We start from the raw sequence: 26851 nt of genomic DNA on the forward strand, positions 1-26851 counted from the left end.
CCCGGGGGTACTGGTGTTCAACGGTGTTCCAAGGTGGGTGTCGAGGGTGACGGGTCGGGGTGAAGGGGCGGCACAGGGAAGCGGCCGGTCGTGAGCGCGTGCAACTGCTCGGCGTGGGTGCCGCGGCCCTCGTGCAGTACCCGCGGGAGCAGGTCGCCGAAGGCGTTCACCTCGCAGATCGTGAAACGGTGCCATCCCGGGGAGAGCATCAGGTCCACTCCCACGTGCAGAGTCGAATCGAACACCTCGGCGGCCGCCTCGGCGGTGGCCATGGCCTCCCGCCACGCGTGCGGTCCCATGGCCTCGCGGAGCGCGTCCACGTCACCACGAGTGTTGCCCAGGTGCAGGTTGGTCAACGGGGAGCGTGAGGAGCGCACCACGACGTGGGTGGCGCGTCCGGCGACCACCAGGACCCGCAGGTCCACCACACGGCCGTCGAAGCCGGCCTTGGGCAGCCAACGTTCCACGTGCAGGCCGTCCGGGGCCAGGGCGTCCACCACGGCCGCCACCTCCGCCTCGGTGGTGTAGGTGCGCAGTCGTAGCGAGTTGAACAACTCCACCGATCCGTCCCGCGCCCGGGTGAGGTCGGCGGAGGTGACCGCCTTGACCCTGCCCGCCCCACCGGTGGCCAGCGCGATCACCCCGGAGGCCGAGGAACCGTGCGCGGGTTTGACGAACACCCGACGCGCGTGGTGCTCGTCCATGCGTTCGCGCAGGGCCGCGTAGTCGGTGATCGGTCCGGGCAGAGCGTCCGCCACCGCGACCCCGGCCGACGCCAGACGCGCGTGAGCGCGGCGTTTGTCGCACATGTCGACCAGGTCGGTGAGGTCCTGCACCAGGTGTGCGCCGGGGGTCGCGGCCACCAGGGCGGACAGGCGGTCCAACGCGCGGACGAACCCACGGTGCTGGTCGGCCGTGCCCTCGGCCCGGTACGGGTCGGGGTCCGCCGCCCATCCGCGAAGCAGACGGGCAGTGGTGACGTCCTCGCCGGGTGAGTCCACCCGTACCAACGCACCGGGAGGCAGCGACGGCGACCCGGTCGGGTCGGCCAGCTCGTGCCAGGGCAGCACCATCGGCTCGGGCCACCCCGCCTCCCGCGCGGCCGCCACGAACAGCGCGCGGCGCCGGTTTCCGGGCACGCACACCACGACCAGTGGCCGCCCGGCCAGGGGAGTGCTCACTCGGTGACGGAGGGGTAGTAGGCGTACTCGTCGTCGGGGTCGTCGCTGTCGGGAACCTCCCGCTCGGAGAGATCCACCTCCAGGCCCGCGGACGCGAAGGCGGCGCGCACCCGCTCCGTGTCCTCCTCCGACAGGTAGTGGTGACGCAGGTCCAGTCTCTCCAGGTGGGCCATCGCCGGCACCGAGGCGAGCAGGTGGTCCACGTCCCGGCCGCGCAACGAACCCTCGGAGAGGTCCACGGAGGTCAGCCGGGCGAGCACGGGCGCCTCGACCAGGGCGCGCAGCCACCGGCCGGTGTCCTGGGCGTTGCGCAGGCCCAGGTGGCGCAGGTTCGGGAGGGCGTCGCCGGACAGGACCGGGGCCAGGTCCTCGGGGATGGCGTCACCCCCGTACTGGTCGACGCCCAGCCACAGCTCCAGGTGCTCCAGGTTCGGTAGTCCGGAGGAGAGGACCTGGCGTACGACGGGGCCGGGAAGACCACCGCTCTGCAGGGTCAGGGACCGCAGACCGGTGTGCTCGTCCACCCGCAGGGCCAGCGTGCTCGCGTCCGGGAAACCGCCGCCGTCGCCCGTGCCACGGACCGTCAGTTCCGCCAGGCGAGGGTAGGCGGCCAGGAGCGGCGCCAGATCGGACTGCTGGATCCAGGAGATCTCGGTCTCCTCGAACGTGATGTCACCGAAGAACAGCGAGCGCAAAGCCGGAAAGGCGGCGGCGTGTTCGACGAGCAGGTCCCGCACCCCGGCGGAGGAGACCTCGGGGTCGTCGTACAAGCCCCAGTCACCGATGACCAGTGCGACGACCCGGGTGGTGTCCACGTCGCGGACGAACCGGGTCAAGTAATCGGCGAGTTCCTCACCGTCCTCGGCGACCCGCAGTCGCCAGGCCACGTCGCCGGGGGCGGTCATGGCCTTGTCCATCCGCTCCCGTTGCGGAACGGACGTCGGCGCCTCCTCGTCGTTCCTGCGGGCCTGCCGGGCGGCTTGGCGTAGCAGCTGATCCTCGGCGCCCTCCGACAGGAAGTCCACCACGGGCAGTCCCGCGTACTCGGTGAGGTGTTCGCTGTTCATCGGTTCGCCTTCTTCTCAGGTCCGGAGCCGCTGTCAGGGGATGCGCTATTTCTAGCAGTGGCCGGAGACGATCGAGGCTGTGCCGTGGCCCGGTGATGGCGGCCGGGGCCGGTCGAACCGCCTCCGGGCGCGGCGCTGCGGCGGGACAACTCCACGGGCCGGTGTGAGAGTGGGGCAATGGCTACTCACAGTGAACTCCGGGACTTCTGGGAGCACCGCCTGGAAGAGGACTGGACCGAGAGCGGGGTGGGATACCGAGCGCTCGGGCGGCCCTTCAACAGGTGGATGTACCGGGTGCGGGAGGAGGTCTTCCTCCGTGAGGTGGGCCGACTGGAGCCGCGCGGGGCGCGCGTTCTCGACGCGGGCAGCGGAACCGGCTTCTACGTGGACCTATGGGATCGACTCGGGGCCGACGTGGTCACCGGTTGCGACATGGCCCACGCAGCGGTGGAACGTCTGCGCGGACGCTTCCCCCAACACCGTTTCGTCCGCCAGGACGTGTCCGCCCTGGACGCCTTCGAGGACGCGAGCTTCGACGCCGCCTCGTGCATGGACGTGCTCTTCCACATCACCGACGACGATCGCTACGCGGCGGCCCTGGAGGGCCTGGGCCGGGTGGTACGTCCCGGCGGAGCGCTCGTCATCTCCGAGAACTGCCTGCAACGGCCCGAACAACGTGGGGAACACCAGGTCAATCGCACCCTGGAGACCATCACCTCACTCGCCGACAAGGCCGGGTTCGACGTGGTCCGGCGGGTGCCCATGCTCGTGCTGATGAACGCCCAGGTCGACGCCGCACTGCCCTGGCGCAAGCTCTGGGGCGGGTTCCTGCGGGCGGTCACCGTCACCTCGTTCACCGGTCGGCTGGCCGGCGCCCTCCTCTACCGGGTGGACCGTCGGCTGGTCCGTGGCCGATGGGAAGGACCCACCACCGAACTGCTCGTGCTGCGCAGGCGCGAACGGGACTGACCCGGCCCGCGGCGAGGCGGTTCGTCCGAGGTCCACCGTGCACGGCCGGATACGGTTGGGACACAAACCGTGCCGGGCCGCGCCCCAGGGCGACCCACGGCAGACGGCCTGTTCCGGGGAGGCGACCGTATGCTGAGACGTTCGACCGTCATGACCTGGGTTCGGCGAGGGCTCTTGGGGCTCCTCGCCACTCAGATCGCCGTGGTGGCGACCCTTGTCGGGATCGACCACTGGCGAAAGAAGGTGCGCCCGCACCGGGTGAACTTCCCCCGTACCGAACCCACGTCCCTGCCGCTCGGGGGCAACACCACCACCGTCTACACCTATGGCGCCGACCTGTTCGAGGACATGCTCGGGGCCATCCGTGGTGCCCGCCGTCGCGTCCTCTTCGAGTCCTTCATCATCAAGTCCGACGCCGTGGGCCAAGAGTTCAAGGCCGCCCTGATCGAGGCGGCCGAACGCGGTGTCGAGGTGTACGTCGTCTACGACGGTTTCGCGAACCTGGTGGTGCCCCGTCGGTTCTTCGAGTTCCCACCCTCGGTACGGGTTCTGCGCTACCCGGTGTTCCGGCTCGGGATGCTCCTCCTGGACATGCGCAAGTCCGGCCGGGACCACCGCAAGATCCTCACCGTCGACGGCGAGATCGGCTTCGTCGGCGGGTTCAACATCGGCTCCACCTACGCGATGGAGTGGCGCGACACCCACCTGCGGGTGGCCGGCCCGGTGGTGTGGGAGCTGGAGAACGCCTTCGTCGACTTCTGGAACAGCAACAAGGCCGAGGGCGAACCCGAACTGGACGGGTTGGGCGAGGCCGAATGGGACCCCCACATCCGCGTCCATCGCAACGTTCCCGAACAGCTCATCTATCCGATCCGGGCGATGCTCCTGGAGGCGCTGGACCGTGCCAGGGACAGGGTCCTCTTCACCCAGGCGTACTTCATCCCCGACCAGGAGCTCGCGAACGCGCTCATCGATGCCGCCGGCCGGGGAGTGGACGTCAACGTCCTCGTCCCGGAGAACTCCAACCACGTCGTCGCGGACTGGTTGGCGCGCGGCCGCTACTCCGAACTGCTCCGCGGTGGGGTGCGGCTGTGGCTGTACCAGGGCACGATGGTGCACGCCAAGACCGCCACGGTGGACAGCCGGTGGAGCACCATCGGCACCGCCAACGTGGACCGGCTCAGCCTCATCGGCAACTACGAGATCAACGTGGAGCTCTTCGACGAGGGTGTGGCCAAGCACCTGGAGCGGGTCTTCGACGTCGACCTCACCAACGCCCGCGAGCTGACCGAGGAGGAGTGGCGAGGCCGCCCCATCATGGCCAAGTTCAGCGAGATCGTCCTGGCCCCGTGGCGTAGCTTTCTCTGAGGGCTCTCGGGGGCGTGGTGACCGGAGCAGGGAGGTTCCGCCGTGGGACCCGATTTCGACGCCCCCTCGCTCAAGGCCGCGCCGACTCACGTGGGATCACTCCTCGGGGGAGAACCGGGGGAACCTGCGCGGAAAGAACACCTCGGGCTCCGCGCGACGTGGCCGCGGTCCACCCCAGTGCTGGGGCCCCGGATGGGGATCCCTGCTGAGCGCGGACGCGATCGCCGAGGGCGACCCACCTCGTTGCCGCCCTCGTGACCGACCGTTCCCCCGCTCGGTGTCGCGTTCGGTCTCGTAGTCTCCGTTCGCCACCCGGCTCACCCCCGCTCGCCCTGGATCACGCGTGTCCGGCCTGGTCGGCCGGGTCTCCATGATCGAGGTCGGAGCCTCGGGAAGCCCGTCCCGACACGACGTGGCCGGACGATTCCGTCCAGAGTTCTCCCGAGAACGGGGCCTTCACGGAACCAAAGAGTCGGTGCCGAACGCGCTGTCCGCGATACTTGTGGGGACTTGACCGTCCGTGGGGGAAACCATGGGGGAGCGAAAAGGCGTGGGCACCATCCCCGATGGAGGACGGCGCCCACGCCTTGTGTGGCGGCCCCGGCAGGATTCGAACCTGCGGCACCCGCTTTAGGAGAGCGGTGCTCTATCCCCTGAGCTACGGAGCCATGATTTTGACGGAGGTTACCCCGTCGCGGGGTCAAGCCTAACCCAGGATGGGCGTGCATGGGATGTCGATTGATGTTCCTGCGGTGCCGCGGGAGCACGCTGTGTGCGTGGCGGAGTACGCTGACCTACGATTGGTTGTCCTGGTGACGGTGTGATGTTGTTCATGTCGCGTGTCGTGATTATGGCGGCTTGAGCGTTACGGTCACTGTGGGTTGATGGATGTGACCTCCATCGGTGACCCGATGACCAGGCCTTCCGCCGGGGGTCGAGTGGGACGCCCCGCAGGGGAGCGGCTCGCTGTCCGCGGCCGTGGCCGCCGGATGGAACTGCCCAGTGTGTCCGCATGTGGACATGTAGTACGTTGCCATGCGGCCACGAGTAGATGTTCGAGGAAAAGCAGCCGGAGGATCATTCGTGCCGTTCAATTCTGATTCGGCGCGGCGCAGGTTCCGCGTGTCGGGTGGCGGGGCGCTGTCCGCCCTGAGCCTGTCGCAGCGGGTCCGGATGACGCAGGCGCTGACGCTCGTTCTGGTCACCGCGCTGCTCGTCGTTCCCATGCCGCAAGCCGCACTGGCACCCGCTTCCGCAGAGGCCGACCTTGAGGACCTGAGGAACAACGCGGAAGAGGCGACTCAGGAGCTGGAGGACGCCACCGACGAGTACGTCGAGCGTCAAGAGGCCGTGGAGGCCGCTCAGGAGGATCTGGTCGGGACGCTCCACGACCTGCAGCAGATCGAGGTCGACCTCGGTGAGATGCGCGAACCGCTCGCCCAGCTGGCCAGCACCATGTACCAGCAGCCCGACGCGGGCGTACTCGGCATCCTCGCCACCGGTGACCTCGACGAGGACCTCCAGACCCAGTCCTACGCCGCCAAGCTGTCCGAGGACAACCAGGCGCTGATCCAGGACGCCACGGACCTGCGTGAGGAGCAGGTCGGGCTGGCGAGCGAGGCGCAGGAACTACAGACCTTCACCCAGCTTGAGCAGGCGGAACTCGCCGCCCAGGTGGATGATCTGCGCGCCCAGTCCGAGGAGAGCACCAACGCGCTCACCGACGAACTGGAGTCGCGTGGTCTGGACCCCGACACCTTCATGGCCGCCTCGGAGTGCGACGCCTCGGCGGGTTCCAAGGCGGACGGCTACCCCAACGGGCTGCTGCCGAAGGATTCCCTGTGTGAGATGTACGACGGACATTTCCTGAGAGCGGACGCCGCCAAGTCCTTCCTCGAACTCAACATGAAGCACGTCGAGCAGTACGGCGAGAACATCTGCATCACCAGCTCCTACCGTGACCTGCCCAACCAGCACCGTGTGTACGGCGAGGTGGCACCCGGTTTCGCGGCGGTCCCGGGCACGAGTAACCACGGTCTGGGGCAGGCGATCGACCTGGGCTGTGGCATCCAGAACTTCCGTTCCGAGAAATGGAACTGGATGGAGACCAACGGAGGCGACCACGGCTGGGTCCACCCGGCCTGGGCCAAGTCCAGTCCGTTCGAGCCCTGGCACTGGGAGTACGAGGGCTGATCGGCCCGTGAACCCGTAGGGCGGCCCCGCGGGGCCGCCCTTACGCGTGTGCGGGGACCCGTGTGGGTCAGGCCGTGCTCTCCGGGGTCGCGGCGATCTCCGGGGTGACCTCACCGGTGCAGTGGGCGCACCTACCGGCCCTCTTGTCGATGTCGGAGAAGCAGTGCGGGCACTCGCGGGTGGTCGCCTCCTCCGCCTTGATGAACTTCTCCATGAGCTTGCCGAGCGGCAACACCACGAGGAAGTACAGGATCGCCGCGGTCATCAGGAAGGAGATGAGGGCGTCGATGAAGGAGCCGTAGAGGAACCTGCTGCCGTTGATCTCGAAGTAGAGGTCGCCGAAGGTGGGAACACCCCCGAAGATGCCGAGCAGCGGGGTGATGAACCCTTCGGTGAACGCCGTGATGAGACTGGCGAAGACGGAGCCGATGACTACCGCGACGGCGAGCTGCACCAGGTTTCCCTGGAGCAGGAACTTCTTGAAGCCTTCCATGGGGTACTGCCCTACGTGTTCGGAGTTGTTCGGGAAGGCGCCGCGGCGCGGCGCCTCGAATAGCTTTCACCAGCTCCGGAGATGGGTCAACCACGGATGATGACGGACAGTCGCGAAACGGTCGCGTGCCCGGCCAGCACGCGGGCCTCCTCCGTGGTGGCGGCGATGAGGATCAGCGCACCGCCCTCACCGGTGGTGCCCTCCTCCGCCGGTACGTCGAGCACCGGACGGTCGCCGACCACCTCGATGGCGGGACCCGCGCGGGCGGGTGGGCCACCGAGTTCGTCCATGGCCCGGGCGGCCAGTACGTCGACCCTGCTGCCGGGGGAGAGAAGGGCCACCGCCCCGGGATCGGAGACTCGGACCGGCACCGCCACCATGTCGGGGCCGTAGGGGGCGGCGGGTGGGTCGCCCAGGCGGGCGTCGGTCAGAACCTCGCCCGCGCGCACGGGTGCGTTCGGAACGAGGCCGGTGGGTGGATCCTCGGGGGAGAGGGCGCCTTCGGGAAGCAGTCGGTCCGGCAGGGTCCGACCGGCGAGGTCGGCCTCGGTCACCGGCCCGGTGGCGTCCAGGTCGCGTGCGGCGACCAGTACTTCCGTGGAGGGTTCGGGAGGGGGTCGCAGGACCAAGACGGCGCCGATCGCCGCGCAGGCGGCCAGGAGGGCCGCCACGGCGCGTCGGTACCGGTCCAGGAGGCGCAGGAGCCCACGTCGGTGACGGTAGGGGGTGGTGGTCATGCCTTCAACGCTAGAACGGCGGAAGAGGGCCGGACCGGTTATCCACAGGCCGGATTCCCCTGATCCTCCCCGGGCCGTGGAAGACCACGGAACGCTCGGGCGGCTCCGGTCACCGACACGCGAAAGCGCCGCCGGAGGATCCCGGCGGCGCGGACAGGTCAACGGAGGGTGGGGCGGCTCAGCTCTTGCTCGTGCTCGCGGTGGTGGTGTTGCCGGTGCTCTTGCCGCCGGAGGAGTCGCCGCCGGAGGAGGCGCTCTTGGCGGTGGAGTCGCCGGACTTGGCCGAGTCTCCGGAGCCGGAGGGCTTGGAGTCCTTGCCCTCGGCGGAGCCCGAACCGGTCATGGCCGAGCTGTTGGAGGTGCTGGAGCTGCTGTCGGTGCGGTAGAAACCGGAGCCCTTGAAGACGATCCCCACGGCCGAGTACACCTTGCGCAGGCGCCCCTCGCACTCGGGGCAGACCGTCAGCGAGTCGTCGCTGAAGCTCTGCACGACCTCCATCTGGGCGTCGCACTCGGTGCACGCATACTGATACGTAGGCACTGTTCCGGGTCCTCCTTGCTGGCACTCTCACCCGTTGACTGCTAAATAGTACGCGTTCGCCGACCACGGCCGCGACCGCCCCTCATCCGGAGGGATCACCGATGGGGAGGGGCACCGAAAGCGACAACGTCGCGATGTGACCGCTTAATCCCCGGTCAGTCCTCGGCCGACCCCGACCCGGACCCTCTCCGGCCACGGCCCCAGTCGGGCCAGACCGTGGCGGCGGGGTCGAAGGCGTGCAGCCCGCCACCCGGAGTGACCACCGCGTCCACGGGCCGATCATGGGGCTCCGAGGGCAGCTCCACGACGAACTCCTCGTCGTGGACCACCGCGATCGCCGGGGTGTGCGGGCCCTTGTGCGCCAGGGCGCGGTCGTAGCAGCCCGCCCCTCGTCCCATGCGTACACCGTGGTGGTCCACCGCCAGGGCCGGACAGATCACCGCGTCGGCGCGGCCCAACACCTCGGGCCCGTAACGGTGCCCGGTGGGTTCCACCAGCCCGCGCCCGGACGGGGAGAGGGAGTCGGGGCCGTCGAAGGACGCCCAGTCCAGGGTGTGGTCGGGAAGGAAGATCGGTAGCAGGACGTACGTGCCGCGCTTCCACAGCGCGTGCACGAGCCTGCGGGTGTCGGGCTCACCGCCGACCGAGTAGTAACAGGCCACGGTTCCGCCCATCGCCAGCCAGGGCAGGTCCATCAGGGCGTCGCGGACCCTCGATCCCACCCGGTCGCGCTCCCGCGGTCCCCGCTTCCGACGCTCGGCGAGGAGACGCTCGCGCAGCGCGCGCTTGTCGGCCCGTTCGCGGCCGTTCGGATCACCCATGCGCCCCAGTGTGGCACCGCCGTCCCGGATGTCCCAGGGACGCTCGTACGTCGACCCGGGTGAACTCCGGGTGGCGTTTTCTCCGCCTCCTCCCGAAAGGACGGGGACTTCTCGTCGCCACGTCCGTGGACCGAGCACGAGAACGGCTCGCTCTGCCCTAAAGTGCCTGACCATGAGCGCCGACATCGACCAGACGCGTCCCTCGACCTCCTCCGTGACCAAGGCGGTCGTCCCCGCGGCGGGTCTGGGCACCCGCTTCCTGCCCGCGACCAAGGCCACTCCCAAGGAGATGCTGCCGATCGTGGACAAGCCCGCGATCCAGTACGTCGTGGAGGAGGCGGTGGAGTCGGGTCTCCACGACGTCCTCATGATCACCGGACGCAGTAAGCGTTCCATCGAGGACCACTTCGACCGCGCCTACGAGCTGGAGGTCGCCCTTGAGGCCAAGGGCGACGCGGAGCGGCTCCGTTCGGTCCGTGAGTCCAGCGACCTCGCCCAGGTCCACTACGTCCGCCAGGGTGAGCCCCGCGGGCTCGGGCACGCTGTGCTGTGCGCGGAGGCGCACGTGGGCGACAACCCCTTCGCCGTGCTGCTGGGCGACGACCTGATCGAGACCGCCGACCTGCTGCGACGCATGATCGAGGTGCGTCGCGAACACGGAGGCAGTGTCGTGGCGCTCATGGAGGTCGAGCCCGAACAGGTCTCCCTCTACGGTTGCGCCGCGGTGGAACCCACCGAGGAGGAGGACGTCGTCACGGTCACCGACCTGGTGGAGAAGCCCGCGCGGGAAGAGGCGCCGAGCCGTTGGGCGATCATCGGTCGCTACGTCTGCGACCCCGCGGTCTTCGAGGTCCTGCACCGCACCCCGCCGGGGCGCGGCGGTGAGATCCAGCTGACGGACGCCCTGCTCGAACTCACCCGCACCAAGCCCGAGGAGGGCGGTGGCGTACGCGGGGTCCTGCTGCGGGGACAGCGCTACGACACCGGCAACAAGGCCGACTACATCCGCACCGTGGTCGACTTCGCCTGCCGGCGCCCGGACCTGGCCGAGGAGCTCCTGCCCTGGCTGCGCGAGTTCGTCGACCGCCACGACCGCGCCGACCGGAGCTGACCCGCCCGGCGCGTCCCACCGGTGTCAGTGGTCACAATGGGGTGGGGGCGGACCACACGAGTGGACCGTTCCCAGCGCGCACCACGAACCGGAGGGACCCCATGAAGAGCGTCGAACAGCACGTCTCCGATCTGCTGGCGCTGGTCGCCGTGCCCGAGGCGACGGAGCTCGACCTGCTCCGGGCCCACGGGACGGTACTCGCCGAACCGGTGGTCTCCGAGGTGTCCCTGCCGGGCTTCGACAACTCCTCGATGGACGGTTACGCCGTCCACTCCGGCGACCTGGAACACGCCTCGCCCGGCTCCCCGGTCAGACTGCCGGTGGTGGCCGACATCCCGGCGGGCGACCCGTCCCCGAGCGCGATCCGCCCCGGCCTGTGCGCGCGCATCATGACCGGCGCACCCATGCCCACGGGCGCCGACGCGGTCGTCCCGGTCGAGTGGACCGACGGTGGGAGCGTGGAGGTCCTCGTCGAGCGTCCGGCCACGCCCGGGGGGTTCGTGCGCAGGAGCGGAGAGGACGTCGAGGCGGGCGCGCGTGTGCTGAACGCCGGGACCCTCATCGGGGCGGGGGAGATGGGTGTGCTCGCCGCGGTCGGCCGCCGGACCGTCCCGGCCGTCCCCCGGCCCAGGGTCGTGGTCCTCTCCACCGGTGAGGAACTGGTCGAACCCGGGCGCCCGCTCGGCCCCGGCCAGATCTACGAGTCGAACAGCTACATGATCGCGGCCGCGGCGAAGGAGGCCGGGGGCGAGGCGCACCGCCACGGCTTCGTCGGCGACGACCCGGTCAGCGTTCGTGACGCCCTGGAGGGGCTGCTGCTGCGCGCCGACATCGTCGTCACCACCGGTGGCGTCAGCATGGGCGCCTACGACGTGGTCAAGGAGGTGCTCGGCAGGCAGGGGACCGTCGAGTTCACCTCGGTGGCGATGCAGCCCGGCAAGCCCCAGGGATACGGCACGATCGGCCCGGACGAGACCCCCATCATCACGCTGCCGGGCAACCCGGTGAGCGCCTTCGTCTCCTTCCAGATGTTCGTACGGCCGGTGCTGCGGAAGCTGCGCGGTCTCGACCCGACGCCCCTACCGACCGTGCGCGCCCGACTGTCCACCGCGGTCACCTCGCCGAAGGGTCGACGTTCCTACCTGCGCGCCGTGCTGTCGCCGGCGGACCCCGGCACCGAAGCGGCGCACACCGTCTCGCCCGCCGTCCGACAGGGTTCGCACCAGCTGTCCGCGCTGGCCGACGCCAACGGCCTCCTCGTCGTCCCGGAGGAGGTCACGGAGCTGCCGGCGGGTGCGATCGCGGAGGTCCTGGCGCTGCCCGGGCACTGACCCGAGGCGGTCTCCGCGCCGTTGTCACCGTGGAGGAGTACGGTCATGCGTGGGACGCGCCGACGCGCGCCCCACGCGGCCGGCGCACCGATGGGCCGCGTGGTCCACACGCGAAGACGACGGGTGACCCCGATGACCGACACCCCGAAGCCGGAGGCGCACCCCTCCGGCCTGACCCACCTCGACGAATCCGGCGCCGCGCGCATGGTGGACGTCTCCCGCAAGGACGTCAGCGCCCGCAGCGCGACCGCCACCGGCCGGGTCCTGCTCAACGCCGCGACCGTCGCCGCCCTGCGCGGCGGAGAGGTCCCCAAGGGCGACGCCCTCGCGGTCGCGCGCATCGCCGGCATCCAGGGCGCCAAGCGCACCCCCGACCTGGTGCCGCTGTGCCACCCCATCGCGGTGCACGGTGTCGACGTGGACCTGACGGTCCTCGACGACGGCGTGGACATCTCCGCCACGGTCCGTACCGCGGACCGCACGGGCGTCGAGATGGAGGCGCTCACCTGCGTGATGACCGCGGCGCTCGGCTTGGTCGACATGGTCAAGGCCATCGACCCGGAGGCCGAGGTCACCGCGGTCAGGGTCGAGGAGAAGCTCGGCGGGAAGAAGGGGCACTGGAAGCGTGGCGACTGAGCCGAACGAACGCTCCGCGCGTCGGGTCGCCGTGGTCACCGCCTCGAACCGGGCGGCCGCCGGGGTCTACCCGGATCGCTCCGGGCCGGTGATCGTGGAGCGCCTGCGCGGCCTGGGATTCACGGTGGTGGGGCCCTGGGTGGTGCCGGATGGTCCACCGGTGACCCAGGCGCTGTTGCGCGCGCACCACGAGGGCGCCGACGCCGTGCTGACCACGGGTGGCACCGGTCTCACCCCCCAGGACCGCACCCCCGAGGCCACCCGTCCGCTGTTGGCCTTCGAGGTCCCGGGCATCCCCGAGGCGCTGCGCGCCGCGGGGCGCGACAAGGGAGTGCCCACCGCGATCCTCTCCCGAGGCCTGGCGGGGGTCGTGGAGCGGGAGGGACACAGCATGCTCGTGGTGAACCTGCCCGGCTCCCGAGGCGGCGTGGGCGACGGAATGGACGTGCTGGCACCCGTTCTGGGGCACGCGATCGACCAGATGCGGGGCGGTGACCACCCCCGGTCGGAATGAGACCCGGTAATGACCACAATCACATCCCGGGCATTCCGGAAGCAGAGAATTCCTTGACCCTAGTACGGTTTTTGGTGCAGGAGTGAATGGAGTTTGGAATCATCCGATTCCTGTGTGGCGGAGGTTACACCCGCTACCGCGTGTCCCCAGGGGTGGAATACTGGAAGGGCTCACCGGTACCGGGCGTGGCCACGCCCCGAGGGCCGGTGGTGTATCCGCGCCGGGTGGTGCACAGGGCCACGGAGGGACGACGTGAAACGCAGACAGAGGTGGCCGGTCACCCTCAAGGAGGGGGCGATCGCGCTTCGCCCACTGCGCCTGCGCGACGCCCCCGCCCTGCGTGATACCCGTGCGCGCAACGCCGAGTGGCTGCGGCCGTGGGAGCCCACCTACCCGGAGATGCCGTTGCGCACCACCGGGGTCTCCCCCTACGTCGCGATGATCCAGGCCATCCGCGGTGAGGCGCGCCAGGGGCTGTCCATGCCCTGGGCGGTCACCTACGACGACCGTTTCGTAGGACAGCTCACAGTGGGCGCCATCGTGTGGGGTTCGGCCAGATCGGCACAGGTCGGTTACTGGATCGACAGCGCCTACGCGGGGAGGGGCATCACCCCGACCGCGGTCGCGTTGGCCGTCGACCACTCCTTCTTCAGCGTCGGACTGCACCGGATCGAGGCCAATGTCCGACCCGAGAACCGGGCCAGCAGACGCGTGGTCACCAAACTCGGTTTCCGGGACGAGGGCGTGCGACGCAGACAGCTGCACATCGACGGGGCCTGGCGGGACCATATTTGTTATGGACTCACCGCGGAGGAGGTGCCCCGGGGGGTTTTGCGTCGTTGGTACGACGGGGGGTCTTCCGGTCCGACCTCGGAGGGTGGTTCCGGCCCCGGTTCGGCATTGGGGCCGGATGGCCCGAACGGCGGCGAGGATCCACGTGATCCGGCGAGTCCGAACCCGTGGCCGAACTGAACGTGACAGCATCACGGGTGCGTCCGAAGCCTAAACCTCACTTTAAGCACATTGATTCATTACTTTGCGTTGAATTGGCACTGCGCTCCGCAGTCACCATCTGACCTGCGATTTCTTCCGGAGGGGTGGAGCGACCGAAACTGAGGGTCCACAATCTTGCGACACTCCGGTCGGAATGCGGCGCATTTATGGACACGGGGTCGTACCGTGCGGAACATAGACGCATTGACGATGCGGGCAACACGTGGATATGGCACACGGGATTCGTTCCGGCTCCGACCCGGAGTAGGAACGGTACCGAGCCGGGGGGCGTCGGTACTCCCGGGACAGTGTTCATGTACACGCGGCGCGGTGTCGACGAAGTGTCGATCAACGTTCAGTGGCCGTCATCGTGAGGAGGGGTGATGAGCAGCTCTCCCCTGTACCTCGCCATCGTGGTGGTCTGGCTCATCGTCCTGGTGCCGATGCTGTTGCGCAAGGACGCGGTCGAGCCGACCCACGAGGAGACCCGACGCGACGACGCCGAGCCGGACGCCGACGAGGTCGACGAGTCGTTCGAGGAGGAAGAGGCGGACGAGGAGGACCCGGATCTCACCGAGACCCAGGTCATCACCCGGCCGCGGGCGCACCGGGAACACGCGGCCGAGGAGGCCGAGGAGCCGCGTCCCGTCGAACGGGGCCCGATGCCCGCACCCGAATCCCGGGCCCGGGTCATCGCCCGCCGTCGTCGGCGCACCAGCGCGCTCACCCTGCTCAACGTCGCCACCATCGTGGCCGTCGCCTTCGGTCTCGGTCCCTGGTGGGTGATCGCGCCGCCGATCCTGTTGCTCGTCGGACACTTCGCACTGTTGCGGGAGGCGGCCAAGGTCGACGCCGAGCGGCGTCGGGCCCGCCTCAAGGCACGTCGCCGGGCCTACCTGCGCGCACGTCGGGACCGTGACCGCCAGGAACACGAGGCCCGGGAGGCCCAGCGCCTGGCCAAGGTGATCGCCCTCCAGGAGCGCCGCAGTCAGGTCTACGACCAGTACGCGGACGCACGCCTGCGGGCCGCCGGAGACTGACCCCGGTCCGAACGCCCGATCGGGCGTTCGGACCACTCGAACTTTCCTGCTAAAGTTGGTCACGTCTTCGGGGCTGTGGCGCAGACCGGTAGCGCACCTCGTTCGCATCGAGGGGGTCAGGGGTTCAAATCCCCTCAGCTCCACCGAAGAGAAGAAGCCGAGGGGAAGTACGTCTTCCCCTCGGCTTCTTCGTCTTTCAAGACCGAGAAAGAGCAGGGCCCGATCCGTGGATCGGGCCCTTTCTCGTGCTCGTGATGGGGTCGGACGCCGTGTTCGCTGTTCCCTGCGGCGGGAGGTCATCCGGACCTGAGCCCCGAGTGTCACCGGCGAAGCGTCTATCCCCTGCGGCGGGGTGGTGCCGATGCGGTCCCCAGCCTATCCACCGAGGCACCGGGACGCCTATGGGTTCGGCCTCTGGATCGACCACCGGGTCCTCGTGCTCGTCCGAACCTCTTCACGGAGAGGAGCGGTGTCTAGAAGGGTTCAGGCGCATACTCGGTTTTGGCCGTGTCCGAAACGGGGATGCCCGGGGCCTCAGGGACGCGAGTCCGGATGGAACCGGGTTTTCAGAAGATCACCGAAAGTGATGTCTCTCTTCTGGTGAAGGGTCGCGGAAGTACCGCTATGTGGGGGTTTCTGGGCTGATGTGCGGATGCGGATGCCCGCCCGTGACGTCGTCACACGCCCCGACCCCGAGGAGGGTCGGGTTCCGCGAGTCGATTTCGATACTCCTCGTGGCAATAGCGAGACCGTCGCTCTCCGTTATGTCGGTCCCTTCTGATTTCCCTTCTCGAGGGACTTGTCCCTGCAGGTCATCGGAGACGCTGTCGCGCCATGAAGAGTATGGAAACCGGTCTGAGCTGCGCCGATTCCGTCTTCTATGGCCATTTCGGAACCGGTGCCACAACCTTTGGTCGATCGTCGGCCATGGAATGATGAATATTCGGCCTCGGACCTTGTGGACTCTGTCGCGATAGGACATCTTGGTTCCGGGATGGGCTGGAAACACCAAGAAAGGTAGATGCCATGACCGTGCACGCGCAGAGCTCTCGTAAGAACAACGGCTGGACCTGGTGGTAACCAGGCCGGCTTGACGGCGCCGACGCGGCGTCCGTCACGCTTGGAGGGCCCGTTCGACATCGTCGACGGGCCCTTACCCATGTCCGCCCAAGACACTCCGCTCCGTGATCGCGAGGGGGATTTGACCGAACACCCGACCGGGTAAGAGCCCGGTACGTCGTCCGGGCCGTCCGGGTCGGGGCCGAAACGAAGGTGAAGGGGCGACCAGTAGCAGTGTCCGACTCCCCTCAGCAGTCAGGCGGATACGAATACCCGAAGGAACCGGAGCCCACGGGTGGGTACGCGCGCCCACCCATCCCGGAGGGAGCGCCGAGCGGACGCCCACCCGAGAGCCGGGTGGAGCCCATCCCGGAGGAGTCCACGGCGGTCGTCGGAGAGGGATTCCGGCGCACCACCAGAGCGCGCAACAAGACCATGCGAGCCGAACGCGGCCGGGGGTTCTGGCGCCTGGGGACGTCCACGGTCCTGTACGTGATGGTGGTCGGGGGTATGGCCGACTACGTGGACCCGCAGGTACGCGTCATCGCCCACCTCGCGTTCTGGCTGTTCATCGGGGTGGGTCTGGGGCTGACGGTGGCCCGAGAACGCCGGCACGACTGGGCGCCGCGACCCCGATGGCCGTGGCTGCTCGCGGCGCTGGGCGGCGCGGTGACGGCGGAGGTGCTCATCCTGGCGGTGGGATCGCCCGCGATCATCGTGGGATCGATCGTCCTGCTCGTGCTGGGGGCGTTCTTCCTCATGCTGGTGGGCTGAGCGCCGGGCCGGTGGAGCAGGGGGAAGGACGGCTCAGGTGGCCTCGTCGTCGAAGGGCGGGCGCTTGCCGTTCAGGCGGGAGACCGGCTTCTTGTCGGTCTCCTCCTCTTCTTCCCAGAAGTGCTTCTGAATGAATCTCTTCGGGTTGAGGTCCTGGACGTCGAAGTCCTTGTACTCCGGGCCGAGCCCCTCCTTGATGTCGTTGGAGGCGGAGTTGGCCATGGTGCGGAGCTGGCGCAGGACACGGCCGACCTGTTGCGCGGCCTTCGGGAGCTGGTCCGGCCCGAAGATCAGCAACGCGAGAAGGAGGAGGACGACGAACTCTCCACCGCTGATGCCGAACATGTATGGTCCTCGCCTTCGGGTGCTGACCGGCTTCAAGCAGGTTAACCGGTATCGCCATGCTTGGGTAACCGTGTCCCCATCCAACACCCATCGGTGGCTCTCGGAGCACATCGGGGTCTTGAAGGCGAACCAGCCCTCCACTCGGCGAGCGGAGGGCTGGGGAAACGCACGTGTGACGGTCAGACCGTGCGAACGTCCGCCGCCTGCGGGCCCTTCGGGCCCTGGATGATGTCGAACTCGACCTTCTGGTCCTCTTCCAGGTTCCGGAAGCCGGTGCCCGCGATCGCAGAGTAGTGAACGAACACGTCGGGCTGACCACCCTCGACGGCGATGAACCCGAAACCCTTCTCAGAGTTGAACCACTTCACGGTGCCCTGAGCCATGTGCTCTCCCTTGGGGACTACGGCGGGACCGCACCCTGCTGGTCCCGGGTCGCCGGGCGCCGGACCGAAGAAGGGTCATACCCGAATCGACAAGCGCCCACGTGAAGTTCCGCGAGGCGCCTCGGGCATCCATGGAAACTACAACAGCAACCAGTTGCAGACAGTACCAGGGAGGATGGGACCTTGCCGAGACCTTTCGGCCATGAATCCCCGATATCCGAGTGTCCTGTTGCGGCTACTCGAAAAGGTTGATTTCCCGCCCTTGTGCGACTAATGGAGTTGTGCCCGGGGAACGATTTCGGCCGTTCCCCGGGCGGGTCCACTCGTTAGGAGGCATCGCGTCCGTAGATCCACACCTCGAACCACAACCGATCGCCCCAGGTGTCGTCCGGCAATGGATAGGCCGATAGGACCGGGTACAGGTAGGCGAAGTGCGCGATGGTCAACAACACCACGACACCGAAGACCACTCCGCCGAGCGCGCGCGTGTACGGAGCGAAGCGCGGACTGTCCTCTCCCGCGCCCATCAGCATCCCCAACATCAGCACGATGCCGAGCACCAGGAACGGCAGGAACGGCAGCGCGTAGAACAGGAACATCGGGCGGTCCGGGTAGGCGAACCAGGGGAGCCAACCGGCGGCGACCGCGAGCAGCACAGCGCCGGCCCGCCAGTCGCGGAAGGTGATCCACCAGCCCAGCATCACCACCATGGCGATGATGCTCACCCACCAGATGACCGGGGTCCCGATGGACACCACCGAGGTCACACAGCTCCCGGTGTCGCACCCGACGGCCTGCCCGTCGTAGTGGAACATCACCGGGGTGCGCATGATCAGCCACTCCCACGGCGCGGAGATGTAGGTGTGGTCGCTGGTGAGGCCGGAGTGGAAGTTCATCATCCGGCCGTGGTAGTCGATCAGACTCCACAGGGCCTCCAACGGTGTGGCCACGATGTTCGGCAGCCAGTCGGGGGCCAGACCATCGGCGAAGTCCCGGTTGTAACCACCGCGGGTGAACAACCACCCGGACCAGGAGACCAGGTAGACGATCCCGGCGACCACCACGGTCTGTAGGAACGCGGGTACGGCGTCGATGCCCAGCCAACGGCCGAAGACACGACGCTGGCCGACGCTGCGCCGGGCACCGTAGTCCCAGGCGACGGTGAGCAGACCGAAGGCGGCGATGAAGAACAGGGCCGACCACTTGGTGCCGACCGCCAGGCCGAAGCACAGACCGGCGGCCAGGCGCCACCAGCGCATGCCCAACCAACCCACCGTGGTCAGGTCGACCCCGGCCTCCGCCAGGCGGACCAGGCGCTCCCTCGTCTTGTCCCGGTCGATCACCAGACAGGTGAACCCCGCCAGGATCCACAGGGTGAGGAAGATGTCCACCATGGCGATGCGGCTCAGGGTGAAGTGCAGGCCGTCCAAGGCCAGGATCAGCCCGGCGGTGCAGCCGAGAAGGACGGAGCGGGTCATCCGGGTGGCGAGCCGGACCAGGATGAGAACGGAGATCATCCCGGCCAGGGCGGAGGCCACCCGCCAACCTTCGGGGCTGACCGCCGACCCGAACGGCATCAGCGTCCACAGCCAGTCGCCGAGCGCGATCATCCACTTGCCGACGGGCGGATGGACGATGAAGTCGCCCGCGCCGGTGAAGATGTTCGGATTGCCCTCGGCCAACATGGTGTCCGAGTTGTCGAGGGTCTCGTGCTCGTATCCGAAACGCCACAGGGCGAAGGCGTCCGTGGCGTAGTAGGTCTCGTCGAAGTAGATCCGTTCCGGCTGCCCGAGGTTGAAGAACCTGAGCGCCCCCGCGAACAACGCGACGAGGCCGGCGCCCAGCCAACCCGGCCATGCGGGTATGGGCATGCGGGGCACGAAGCGGGAACGGAGGTCGGAGGGCCGGGCCGCGGCCGGAGGGGGCGAGGGCTCGGCCTCGCTGGGAAGTGCGGTGGTGGTCATCTCGGCTCGTAGGTTGGGGTCAGAGATGGAGGTCCGTTGCGGGCGGGCCGTGAAACCGGGTTTCGGATGGTTCGATCATGGCCAACCGTAGCGCGACAGGACGGGGATCACAGTGGTTGAGGGTGTCGAGAGAACACAGCCGGGCGGAAGGCTCGTCCTGGCCGGGTTGCCCATCGGGAACCTGGAGGACGCGCCACCTCGGCTGTTGCACGCGCTGGAGGGGGCGCGCGTGATCGCCGCGGAGGACACACGTCGATTGCGTCAATTCGCCTCCCGTGCGGGCATCCGCCTCGGTGGTGAGTCCGGTGCCCGCGTCGTGTCCTACTACGACGCGAACGAGAGCCGCAGAGGAGACGAACTCCTCGCCGATCTGCGGCGGGGCGAGGAGGTCCTGGTCGTCACCGACGCGGGGATGCCGGGGGTGTCCGACCCCGGCTACCGCCTGGCGGCGGCCTGCGCCGAGGAGGGGATCCCCGTCACCTCGATCCCGGGGCCGTCGGCGGTGACCACCGCACTGGTGGTCTCCGGACTTCCCACCGACCGATTCTGCTTCGAGGGGTTCCCACCGCGCAAGGGCCTGAGGCCTTACCTGGAGGAGCTGGCCGACGAGCGCCGGACGATGGTCTTCTTCGAGAGCCCGCACCGGATCGCCGCCACCCTGCGGACGATGGCCGCGGCGTTCGGCGCCCAACGCCGGGCGGCGGTCTGCCGTGAGCTCACCAAGACCTACGAACAGGTGCGCCGGGGCGGCCTGGGCGAGCTGGCCGAGTGGGCCGCCGACGGTGTGCGCGGCGAGATCTCGGTGGTGGTGGAGGGCGCCCGGCCTCGCGCGGAGAGCACGAGCGACACCGACCTGATCGTCGCCGTGGGGGAGCTGGAGGACGAGGGGATGCGCCGCAAGGAGGCCATCGTCCGGGTCGCCAAGGAGACCGGTGTGCCCAAGCGCCGTGTCTACGACCTGGTCCACGGTGTCGTCGAGGCGGAGTGACCCCGGCGGATACGACCGCCGGGGAAACCAACTCCCGGGTCGGTGCGTCGAACAGCACTGAGACCGAAGTGACGAAAGAGGATTCCCACATGCGCAGTGAGCTCTTCCAACAAGCCCAGGAGACCCAGCAGCCGGGGATGCACCTGCAGAACCGCAAGATGCTGAGAGTGGGGCTCAACGGTGAGTTCTACGCCCGACAGGGCGCGATGGTCGCCTACCAAGGGCAGGTCGAGTTCGCGTACCAGGGCGCGGGCAGCGTCGGCCGGTTCATGAAGAAGGCGTTCACGGGCGAGGGCCTGCCACTGATGAAGGTGTCCGGGCGGGGGGACGTGTTCTTGGCCCACGAGGCCTGGGACGTGCACCTGATCGACCTGGAGGAGGAGTCCCTCACCGTCAACGGCGCCAACGTCCTGGCCTTCGAGCCCACCCTGAACTGGGACATCCAGAAGGTGCAGGGGTTCGGCGGCATGGTGGCCGGAGGACTCTTCAACACGGTCTTCACCGGGCGGGGCCGGATCGCCGTGGCCTGCCACGGGAGCCCGGTGCTGCTCAACGTGGATCAGCCGACCTTCGTCGACACCCAGGCCGCCGTCGCCTGGAGTACTTCCCTGCAGGCCGACATCCGCAGCACGGTCAAGGCCGGAGCGATCATCGGGCGCGGCAGTGGTGAGGCCTTCCAGCTCGCTCTGCAGGGGCAGGGCTTCGTGCTCGTCCAGGGCTCCGAGGGCGCACCGACCCCCACCAACGGCTGAGCGGACCGCGCACAGGAGAAGGGCCCCGAACCGCACGACCTGGGCGGTTCGGGGCCCCTCGTTTCTCGGGCCGGTGAAGGCGCGCCCTAGACGACCGCTCCGTCGTCCGCGTCGCGGGCGGCCTTGGCCGCCACCTTCTGCTTGGCCTTGCGTTCCTTGATCACGTGCGGCGCGGGCGTCTTGTCCCACTTCTGCAGCCAGATGGCGATCGGTACCGCGACGAACACGGTGGAGACCACACCGGTGGACAGACCGACCAACATGGCGATGGAGAAGTCCTGGAGCGAGGACCCACCGAGGAAGGTGAGGAAGATCAGGATGATCCACGCACCGACGGTCGTGTTCACCGTACGCGGCAGGGTGTTGAGGATCGCGCGGTTGGCGATCTCGGTGAACGAGGACTTGTCGTCCTTCGCCCACTCGTCTCGCACCCTGTCGAACACCACCACCGAGTCGTTGACGGTGAACCCGATGACACTCAGGATCGCGGCGAGGAAGACCCCGTCGATGGGCTTGCCGAGCCAGATGAACAGGCCGACGACCAACAGCATGTTGAAGCCCAGCGACACCATGGTGGAGACACCGAAGGACCAGCGGAAACGCCAGGCCAGGTAGATCATCTGCAGGGCCAGGGCCGCGCCGAGCGCGATCAGGGCCCGGTTGCGCAGCTCGTCGCCCATGCTCGGACCGATCAGCTCGTCGCTGATCAGGTCCACGCCACCGGTCTCCTCGGCGATGGCCTCGGTGATGCCGTTGGCCTCCGTGTCGGAGATGTCGCCGGTGCGGACGGACAGGTCGCCGTCACCGGACTCCTGGACCACCGCGGTGTCCGAACCCGCGAAGTCGAGCGCGGAGATGACACCTCGGGCCTCGTCGATGGACAGGTCCTGCTCGCCGGTGATCTCGTACTCCAGGACGCGACCACCGGTGAACTCGACACCGAGGTTGGTGTCGCGGACCAACGGTGCCGCGATCGCGGTGACCACGATCAGCGCGGCGACGATGAGTCCGACGCGGCGGAAGTTCATCAGCTGCGGGTTCTTCTCGACCAACCAGCTGCGGACCTTGCCGATGCGGTTGATGCCGCTGATCGAGGGGTGCTTCTTGATGACGGTTCGACGCACCGCCCACTCCACGAACACGCGCGCGATGACGAGCGCGGAGATCATGGAGGCGATGGTGCCCAGGCTCAGGGTCACACCGAAGCCCTGAACGGTGCCGGAGGCGAAGAAGAACAGCAGGGCGGCGGCCAGGATCGTGGTGACGTTGGTGTCGAGGACCGCGCTCCAGGCCTTCTGCGTGCCCTGGACGAAAGCCTTCTCCAGGTTGGGCGGCACCGCGCGGCGACGGCGACGGGCCAGGGCGCCGGTCTCCTTGCCCTCCTTGCCCTCCTTGTCGGACTCCTTCATGCCGGAGGCCTTGTTCGCCTCGTAGACCTGCTGTTGGCGCTGGTACTCCTCACGCGCCCGTTCGAAGATCAGCACGTTGGCGTCGATGGCCATACCGATCGCCAACACGAAACCGGCCAGACCCGGCAACGTCAGTGTGGCGCTGATGGCCACCAACGCGCCGTAGGCGATCAGGGTGTAGAACGCCAGGGCCAGGGAGGCCAGGAAACCGACCATGCGGTACACCACCGTGATGTACAGCGCGGTGAACGCGATGCCCAGGATGGCGGCGATGGCGCTGGCCTCGATGGCGGCGGCGCCGAGGGTCGGACCGACGGTCTGACGCTGGACCTCGGTGACCGGCAGCGGCAGCGAGCCACCCTCGATCAGCACGGCCAGCTCTTCGGCGGTCTCGCTGTTGAAGTCGCCGCTGATGGTGGTCTGGCCGCCGGCCATGCCCACCTCACAGGCGGTCTCCGCCGTCACCTGCGGGGACGAGATGACCTGGTCGTCCAGGACGATCGCGACGCGGCGACGTGGGTCGCCCTCTTGGAAACAGGCGGCCTGCCCGGTCAGTTCCTGCCACTGGTCACGGCCTTCGCCGCGGAAGGCGACGTTGACGACCCACTGGGCGCGGTTGACCTGGTCGAGGCCGGCCTCGGCGCTGGAGACGCGGTCGCCCTGGATGGCGGCCTCGCCCAGCTGGAGCATGGTGCCCTCGGAGTCGGGCAGGGTCACCGCGACGTCCTCGGGGTTCTCCGCGGGGGGACCGGCGGGCGCCTGGGGCATGCCGCCACCACCGGGGTCGCCGCCCATGCCGCCGAGGATCTCCTCCATCTCCTCCTGCGTCATCTCGCCGCCCTCGCCACCGGCGGGGGCTTCGCCCCCACCCTCGGCGGGAGCCTCGCCCTCGCCGTCGGAGGGGGCGCGGGCCTCGTCGGCCGGCGGGTTGGCGAAGTCTCCACCCTGGGGCGCCTGGACGCCCTGGCCACCGCCGGACTCGCCCACGCCGAGGACCGGGTGGAAGGACAGCTGGGCGGTCTGGCCGACGATCTGCGCGGCCTCCGCCGGGTCCTGTACGCCGGGTAGTTCGACGATGATCCGGTTCTCACCGGAACGCGACATGTTCGCCTCGGCCACACCGAGACGGTCGATGCGCTGACGCAGCACCTCGACGACCTTGTCGGTGTTCTCCGAGTCGGCGGCGGTGCCGTCGGGGCCGTCCTGGGTTTCGAGGACGATCTGCGTACCGCCGCTCAGGTCGAGACCCAGGCGCGGTGGGATGAACCACGCCGCGCCGAACGCGACGAGGATGACGAGGAGGGAGATGAGCGCGCGTGTCCAGCGCGCTCCCGCTCCCGTTTGACTGGACAAGGGGTGAACCTCTCACTGCGGATGGTGGAACCGGTCGCGTGCCCGGGCACCGGACGGCTCGCGCGCGGCGCGAGGCCCGGGACCGAACGGGGGGTGCGAGGGCCCGGACCCGTACGAGACGGGTGAGGACCGACCGGGTTGGTCAGACGGTGGTGTGCGCGGTGAGAGGGGGCGCCCGGGTGGATGGCAGCCCCTCGGCGTCGACCTGTTCGGGAACGGGGTCGTGAAGGGGGAGGGGCAGCGGCCACCAGGGTTGGTCCCACACCGCCAGGCGCAGGGCGCAAGAGGGGATCGCGTCGGGCAGGTCCCGCAGTACCAACCGCTGATCGCAGGTGGAGGCGGGTGGCCCGAGCGCGACCGTCTGTGGGTCGACGTAGGGTCCGACCTCCTTGCCCGCCTCCTTGGCGGAGGGGGAGGGGCCGGAGTCGGCGGTGGTCGCCGGGGCGTCGGCCGAACCGACCGAGGAGGGGAGAGCCTCCCCATCACCGGACGGCGCGGCGGCCAAGGGGAAGGACAGCACGACCATCAACACCACGCCGGCGATCAGGGACGCGGTGTTCCGGGCAGGACGGGGTATGGCACGGGTATCCGTGGTGACCACCGCCTCGGGACCGGGTTGGAGGGTCGCTCTCTGTCGTTCCGCGTCGGCGCTCCGGTGACACTCGACGTCGTTGAGCCGAGCATAAGGGCAGGGACCCACCCCGGGGAATCACTGCCGGCCGCCCTGTGGACAACCGTTGCCGGAACGTATGCGGCCGACCGTCCGGGAAGCCCGGGGCGGAGGAGCGGGGGAAGGGGCGGGAAGCGCCGCCACATCGGGGAATCGGCGCCGTGGCCAGGGAGGCGGCCCGCGTACACCCCGGCCGGCTTTAGGCTTGGGTCATGTCGTCGAATCGCCACATCCTGACCGCGGTCGCCTGGCCCTACGCCAACGGCCCGCGCCACATCGGCCACGTCTCCGGTTTCGGGGTCCCCTCGGACGTCTTCTCGCGCTTCCAGCGAATGTCGGGGAACAACGTGCTGATGGTCAGCGGTACCGACGAACACGGCACCCCCATCCAGGTGCTGGCCGACCAGGAGGGCGTCAGCGCCCGCGAGCTGGCCGACCGCTACAACCGGATCATCGCCGAGGACCTCGTCGCCCTCGGCCTGTCCTACGACCTGTTCACCCGCACCACCACCGGCAACCACTACTCCGTCGTCCAGCGGCTGTTCACCACGCTCCACGACAACGGATACGTCTTCACGCGCACCACCAAGGGCGCGATCTCCCCCTCCACCGGCCGCACCCTGCCGGACCGCTACATCGAGGGCACCTGCCCCATCTGTGCCTACGACGGTGCCCGCGGTGACCAGTGCGACAACTGCGGCAACCAGCTCGACCCGATCGACCTGATCTCGCCGCGGTCCCGGATCAACGGGGAGACCCCCGAGTTCACGGACACCGAGCACTTCATGCTCGACCTGCCCGCCTTCGCCGAGATCCTCACCGAGTGGCTCAAGGGCAAGGAAGAGGAAGTGACCGCCTCGGAGCCGTCCGGTGATGGTGGTGGGCGCCGGGTGGGGTGGCGGCCCAACGTCCTTAAGTTCTCCCTGAACCTGCTGGAGGACCTCCAGCCGCGCGCGGTCACCCGTGACCTCAACTGGGGTGTGCCGATCCCGCTGGAGGGGTGGAGCGAGAACGCCAACAAGCGCCTGTACGTCTGGTTCGACGCGGTCATCGGCTACCTGTCCGCGTCCATCGAGTGGGCCGAGCGCGTGGGCGAGCCCGACGCCTGGAAGCGCTGGTGGCAGGAGAAGGACAGCGAGTCCTTCTACTTCATGGGCAAGGACAACATCGTCTTCCACTCGGTCATCTGGCCGTCCATCCTGCTAGGCGCGAGCGGCAAGGGCGACCGGGGCGGTGAGGTCGGAACGCTGGGCGAGCTGAACGTCCCCGACGAGGTGGTCTCCAGCGAGTTCCTCACCATGGAGGGGCAGAAGTTCTCCTCCTCGCGCCGTGTGGTGATCTACGTGCGCGACTTCCTGGAGCGCTACTCCGCCGACGCGCTGCGGTACTACATCATGGCCGCCGGACCGGAGAACCAGGACACCGACTTCACCTGGGCCGAGTTCGTGCGCCGCAACAACGACGAGCTGGTCGCGGCCTGGGGCAACCTGGTCAACCGGTCCATCTCCATGGCCGCCAAGAACCTGGGCGAGATCCCCGCCGCCGGTGAGCTCACCGACGAGGACCGCGGGGTCCTGGCCGACTCCAAGGCCGCCTTCGACACCGTCGGAGCCCGCCTGGAGCGCTCACAGTTCAAGGCCGCCCTGCAGGAGGCGATGCGCACCGTCTCCGAGGCCAACAAGTACATCTCCGACCAGGCTCCGTGGGCGCTGAAGAAGACCGACCCCGAGCGGATGGCCACCGTTCTGCACGTGGCGCTGCAGCTGGTCCAGGACGCCAACACCCTGCTCACCCCGTTCCTGCCCGTCGCCGCCAACAAGGTGTACGCGATGCTGGGTGGCACCGGGACCTGGACCGGCATGCCCCGGATCGAGTCGGGTCACGACACCATCGGTGACTCCGAGGAGAAGGTGGACTACCCGGTCATCACCGGCGACTACGCCGACAACGACGCCCGGTGGGCCTCGACGCCGATCGTCCCGGGCACCCCGCTGAGCCGCCCGGAGCCGCTGTTCACCAAGCTCGACCCGTCCGTGGTCGACGAGGAACTCGCGCGCCTGGCCGGCGACACCGAGTAATCGAGCACATGAGTACCCGCGGGCCCCGAGAACACCTCGGGGCCCGCGGGGAATCTCCAATGACCGAGGGACGACGGAGGA

At 68.7% G+C, this 26851-nt stretch carries 25 protein-coding genes and 2 tRNA genes; 14 read left to right on the forward strand and 13 right to left on the reverse strand.

From position 1 onward, the window contains the following. Positions 1–17 precede the first annotated feature (17 nt). Together ACWGSK_RS08220 and ACWGSK_RS08225 are read right to left on the reverse strand one after the other, a co-directional pair. Positions 18–1181 carry an STM4014 family protein gene (locus ACWGSK_RS08220; protein WP_452455504.1) on the reverse strand — a complete coding sequence of 388 codons (1164 nt, stop codon included), beginning with the start codon at positions 1179–1181 and terminating at the stop codon, positions 18–20. Then, positions 1178–2248, reverse strand: coding sequence for an STM4015 family protein (locus ACWGSK_RS08225; protein WP_452455505.1), 1071 nt, complete (start codon positions 2246–2248; stop codon positions 1178–1180). Before ACWGSK_RS08225 ends, ACWGSK_RS08220 begins: the two co-directional genes overlap by 4 nt. 177 nt (positions 2249–2425) lie before the next feature. Here ACWGSK_RS08225 and ACWGSK_RS08230 point away from each other — a divergent pair, with 177 nt between their 5' ends. Together ACWGSK_RS08230 and ACWGSK_RS08235 are read left to right on the forward strand one after the other, a co-directional pair. Next, positions 2426–3217: a class I SAM-dependent methyltransferase gene (locus ACWGSK_RS08230; protein ID WP_358506930.1), complete on the forward strand. Its 792-nt coding sequence runs from the start codon at positions 2426–2428 to the stop codon at positions 3215–3217. 129 nt (positions 3218–3346) lie between these two features. Further along, positions 3347–4585 (forward strand): phospholipase D-like domain-containing protein, encoded by a 1239-nt coding sequence (locus ACWGSK_RS08235; RefSeq protein WP_358506932.1) that lies wholly within the window; start codon positions 3347–3349, stop codon positions 4583–4585. Between the two features lie 96 nt (positions 4586–4681). Here ACWGSK_RS08235 and ACWGSK_RS08240 read toward each other — a convergent pair whose 3' ends face one another. Together ACWGSK_RS08240 and ACWGSK_RS08245 are read right to left on the reverse strand one after the other, a co-directional pair. Next, positions 4682–4897: a calcium-binding protein gene (locus ACWGSK_RS08240; protein ID WP_358506934.1), complete on the reverse strand. Its 216-nt coding sequence runs from the start codon at positions 4895–4897 to the stop codon at positions 4682–4684. 280 nt (positions 4898–5177) lie between these two features. Continuing rightward, positions 5178–5253: transfer RNA gene (locus tag ACWGSK_RS08245), tRNA-Arg, on the reverse strand. Between the two features lie 415 nt (positions 5254–5668). Between ACWGSK_RS08245 and ACWGSK_RS08250 the strand changes: the two genes are divergently transcribed. After that, entirely contained in the window at positions 5669–6778 is a 1110-nt protein-coding gene (locus ACWGSK_RS08250; protein ID WP_358506936.1) for a D-alanyl-D-alanine carboxypeptidase family protein, read from the forward strand. Positions 6779–6845: 67 nt separating this feature from the next. On the opposite strand, the gene ACWGSK_RS08255 is transcribed toward ACWGSK_RS08250, so the two are convergent. From ACWGSK_RS08255 to ACWGSK_RS08270, 4 genes are all read right to left on the reverse strand, one after another. After that, positions 6846–7271 (reverse strand): MscL family protein, encoded by a 426-nt coding sequence (locus ACWGSK_RS08255; protein WP_358506938.1) that lies wholly within the window; start codon positions 7269–7271, stop codon positions 6846–6848. Between the two features lie 86 nt (positions 7272–7357). Then, entirely contained in the window at positions 7358–8008 is a 651-nt protein-coding gene (locus ACWGSK_RS08260) for an SAF domain-containing protein (protein ID WP_358506940.1), read from the reverse strand. Between the two features lie 178 nt (positions 8009–8186). Further along, positions 8187–8549, reverse strand: coding sequence for an FmdB family zinc ribbon protein (locus ACWGSK_RS08265; RefSeq protein WP_358506942.1), 363 nt, complete (start codon positions 8547–8549; stop codon positions 8187–8189). 155 nt (positions 8550–8704) lie between these two features. Beyond that, positions 8705–9370: a 5-formyltetrahydrofolate cyclo-ligase gene (locus tag ACWGSK_RS08270; protein ID WP_358506944.1), complete on the reverse strand. Its 666-nt coding sequence runs from the start codon at positions 9368–9370 to the stop codon at positions 8705–8707. A gap of 172 nt (positions 9371–9542) precedes the next feature. On the opposite strand from ACWGSK_RS08270, the gene galU reads away from it, so the two are divergent. From galU to ACWGSK_RS08310, 8 genes are all read left to right on the forward strand, one after another. Further along, the gene (gene galU / locus ACWGSK_RS08275) at positions 9543–10481 is read left to right on the forward strand and encodes a UTP--glucose-1-phosphate uridylyltransferase GalU (RefSeq protein WP_358506946.1); all 939 of its coding nucleotides are present in this window, start codon (positions 9543–9545) and stop codon (positions 10479–10481) included. A 101-nt stretch (positions 10482–10582) separates the two neighbouring features. Beyond that, positions 10583–11812 carry a molybdotransferase-like divisome protein Glp gene (gene glp / locus ACWGSK_RS08280; protein ID WP_358506948.1) on the forward strand — a complete coding sequence of 410 codons (1230 nt, stop codon included), beginning with the start codon at positions 10583–10585 and terminating at the stop codon, positions 11810–11812. A gap of 132 nt (positions 11813–11944) precedes the next feature. Next, positions 11945–12448, forward strand: a complete 504-nt coding sequence (moaC, locus tag ACWGSK_RS08285; RefSeq protein ID WP_358506950.1) for a cyclic pyranopterin monophosphate synthase MoaC — start codon at positions 11945–11947, stop codon at positions 12446–12448. Then, a complete protein-coding gene (locus ACWGSK_RS08290) occupies positions 12438–12962 on the forward strand; it encodes a MogA/MoaB family molybdenum cofactor biosynthesis protein (protein ID WP_358506952.1) in 525 nt (174 codons plus the stop codon). The genes moaC and ACWGSK_RS08290 overlap by 11 nt, the downstream gene beginning before the upstream one ends. A gap of 252 nt (positions 12963–13214) precedes the next feature. After that, the gene (locus tag ACWGSK_RS08295; protein WP_358506954.1) at positions 13215–13934 is read left to right on the forward strand and encodes a GNAT family N-acetyltransferase; all 720 of its coding nucleotides are present in this window, start codon (positions 13215–13217) and stop codon (positions 13932–13934) included. 404 nt (positions 13935–14338) lie between these two features. Then, positions 14339–14995, forward strand: a complete 657-nt coding sequence (gene sepX / locus ACWGSK_RS08300) for a divisome protein SepX/GlpR (RefSeq protein WP_358506956.1) — start codon at positions 14339–14341, stop codon at positions 14993–14995. 69 nt (positions 14996–15064) lie between these two features. Beyond that, positions 15065–15138 (forward strand) — tRNA-Ala (locus tag ACWGSK_RS08305). A gap of 1150 nt (positions 15139–16288) precedes the next feature. Then, positions 16289–16828 carry a hypothetical protein gene (locus ACWGSK_RS08310; RefSeq protein WP_358506958.1) on the forward strand — a complete coding sequence of 180 codons (540 nt, stop codon included), beginning with the start codon at positions 16289–16291 and terminating at the stop codon, positions 16826–16828. A gap of 33 nt (positions 16829–16861) precedes the next feature. Here ACWGSK_RS08310 and ACWGSK_RS08315 read toward each other — a convergent pair whose 3' ends face one another. The 3 genes from ACWGSK_RS08315 to ACWGSK_RS08325 form a co-directional block, all read right to left on the reverse strand. Continuing rightward, a complete protein-coding gene (locus ACWGSK_RS08315) occupies positions 16862–17173 on the reverse strand; it encodes a sec-independent translocase (protein ID WP_067600557.1) in 312 nt (103 codons plus the stop codon). Positions 17174–17352: 179 nt separating this feature from the next. Continuing rightward, a complete protein-coding gene (locus ACWGSK_RS08320; protein WP_017603347.1) occupies positions 17353–17556 on the reverse strand; it encodes a cold-shock protein in 204 nt (67 codons plus the stop codon). 326 nt (positions 17557–17882) lie between these two features. After that, positions 17883–19520 (reverse strand): dolichyl-phosphate-mannose--protein mannosyltransferase, encoded by a 1638-nt coding sequence (locus ACWGSK_RS08325; RefSeq protein WP_452455506.1) that lies wholly within the window; start codon positions 19518–19520, stop codon positions 17883–17885. Between the two features lie 112 nt (positions 19521–19632). Here ACWGSK_RS08325 and rsmI point away from each other — a divergent pair, with 112 nt between their 5' ends. Together rsmI and ACWGSK_RS08335 are read left to right on the forward strand one after the other, a co-directional pair. Further along, positions 19633–20508 (forward strand): 16S rRNA (cytidine(1402)-2'-O)-methyltransferase, encoded by an 876-nt coding sequence (rsmI, locus tag ACWGSK_RS08330; RefSeq protein ID WP_358506963.1) that lies wholly within the window; start codon positions 19633–19635, stop codon positions 20506–20508. Between the two features lie 89 nt (positions 20509–20597). Beyond that, positions 20598–21260, forward strand: a complete 663-nt coding sequence (locus ACWGSK_RS08335) for an AIM24 family protein (RefSeq protein ID WP_358506965.1) — start codon at positions 20598–20600, stop codon at positions 21258–21260. A gap of 86 nt (positions 21261–21346) precedes the next feature. Here ACWGSK_RS08335 and secD read toward each other — a convergent pair whose 3' ends face one another. Further along, on the reverse strand, positions 21347–24022 hold the full coding sequence (gene secD / locus ACWGSK_RS08340) for a protein translocase subunit SecD (protein WP_452455507.1): 2676 nt from the start codon (positions 24020–24022) through the stop codon (positions 21347–21349). A gap of 142 nt (positions 24023–24164) precedes the next feature. Then, the gene (locus tag ACWGSK_RS08345) at positions 24165–24623 is read right to left on the reverse strand and encodes a hypothetical protein (protein WP_452455508.1); all 459 of its coding nucleotides are present in this window, start codon (positions 24621–24623) and stop codon (positions 24165–24167) included. 281 nt (positions 24624–24904) lie between these two features. Between ACWGSK_RS08345 and metG the strand changes: the two genes are divergently transcribed. Continuing rightward, on the forward strand, positions 24905–26770 hold the full coding sequence (metG, locus tag ACWGSK_RS08350) for a methionine--tRNA ligase (protein ID WP_452455509.1): 1866 nt from the start codon (positions 24905–24907) through the stop codon (positions 26768–26770). The last annotated feature ends 81 nt before the right edge of the window (positions 26771–26851 follow it).

Source organism: Nocardiopsis sp. NPDC055551, assembly GCF_053619415.1.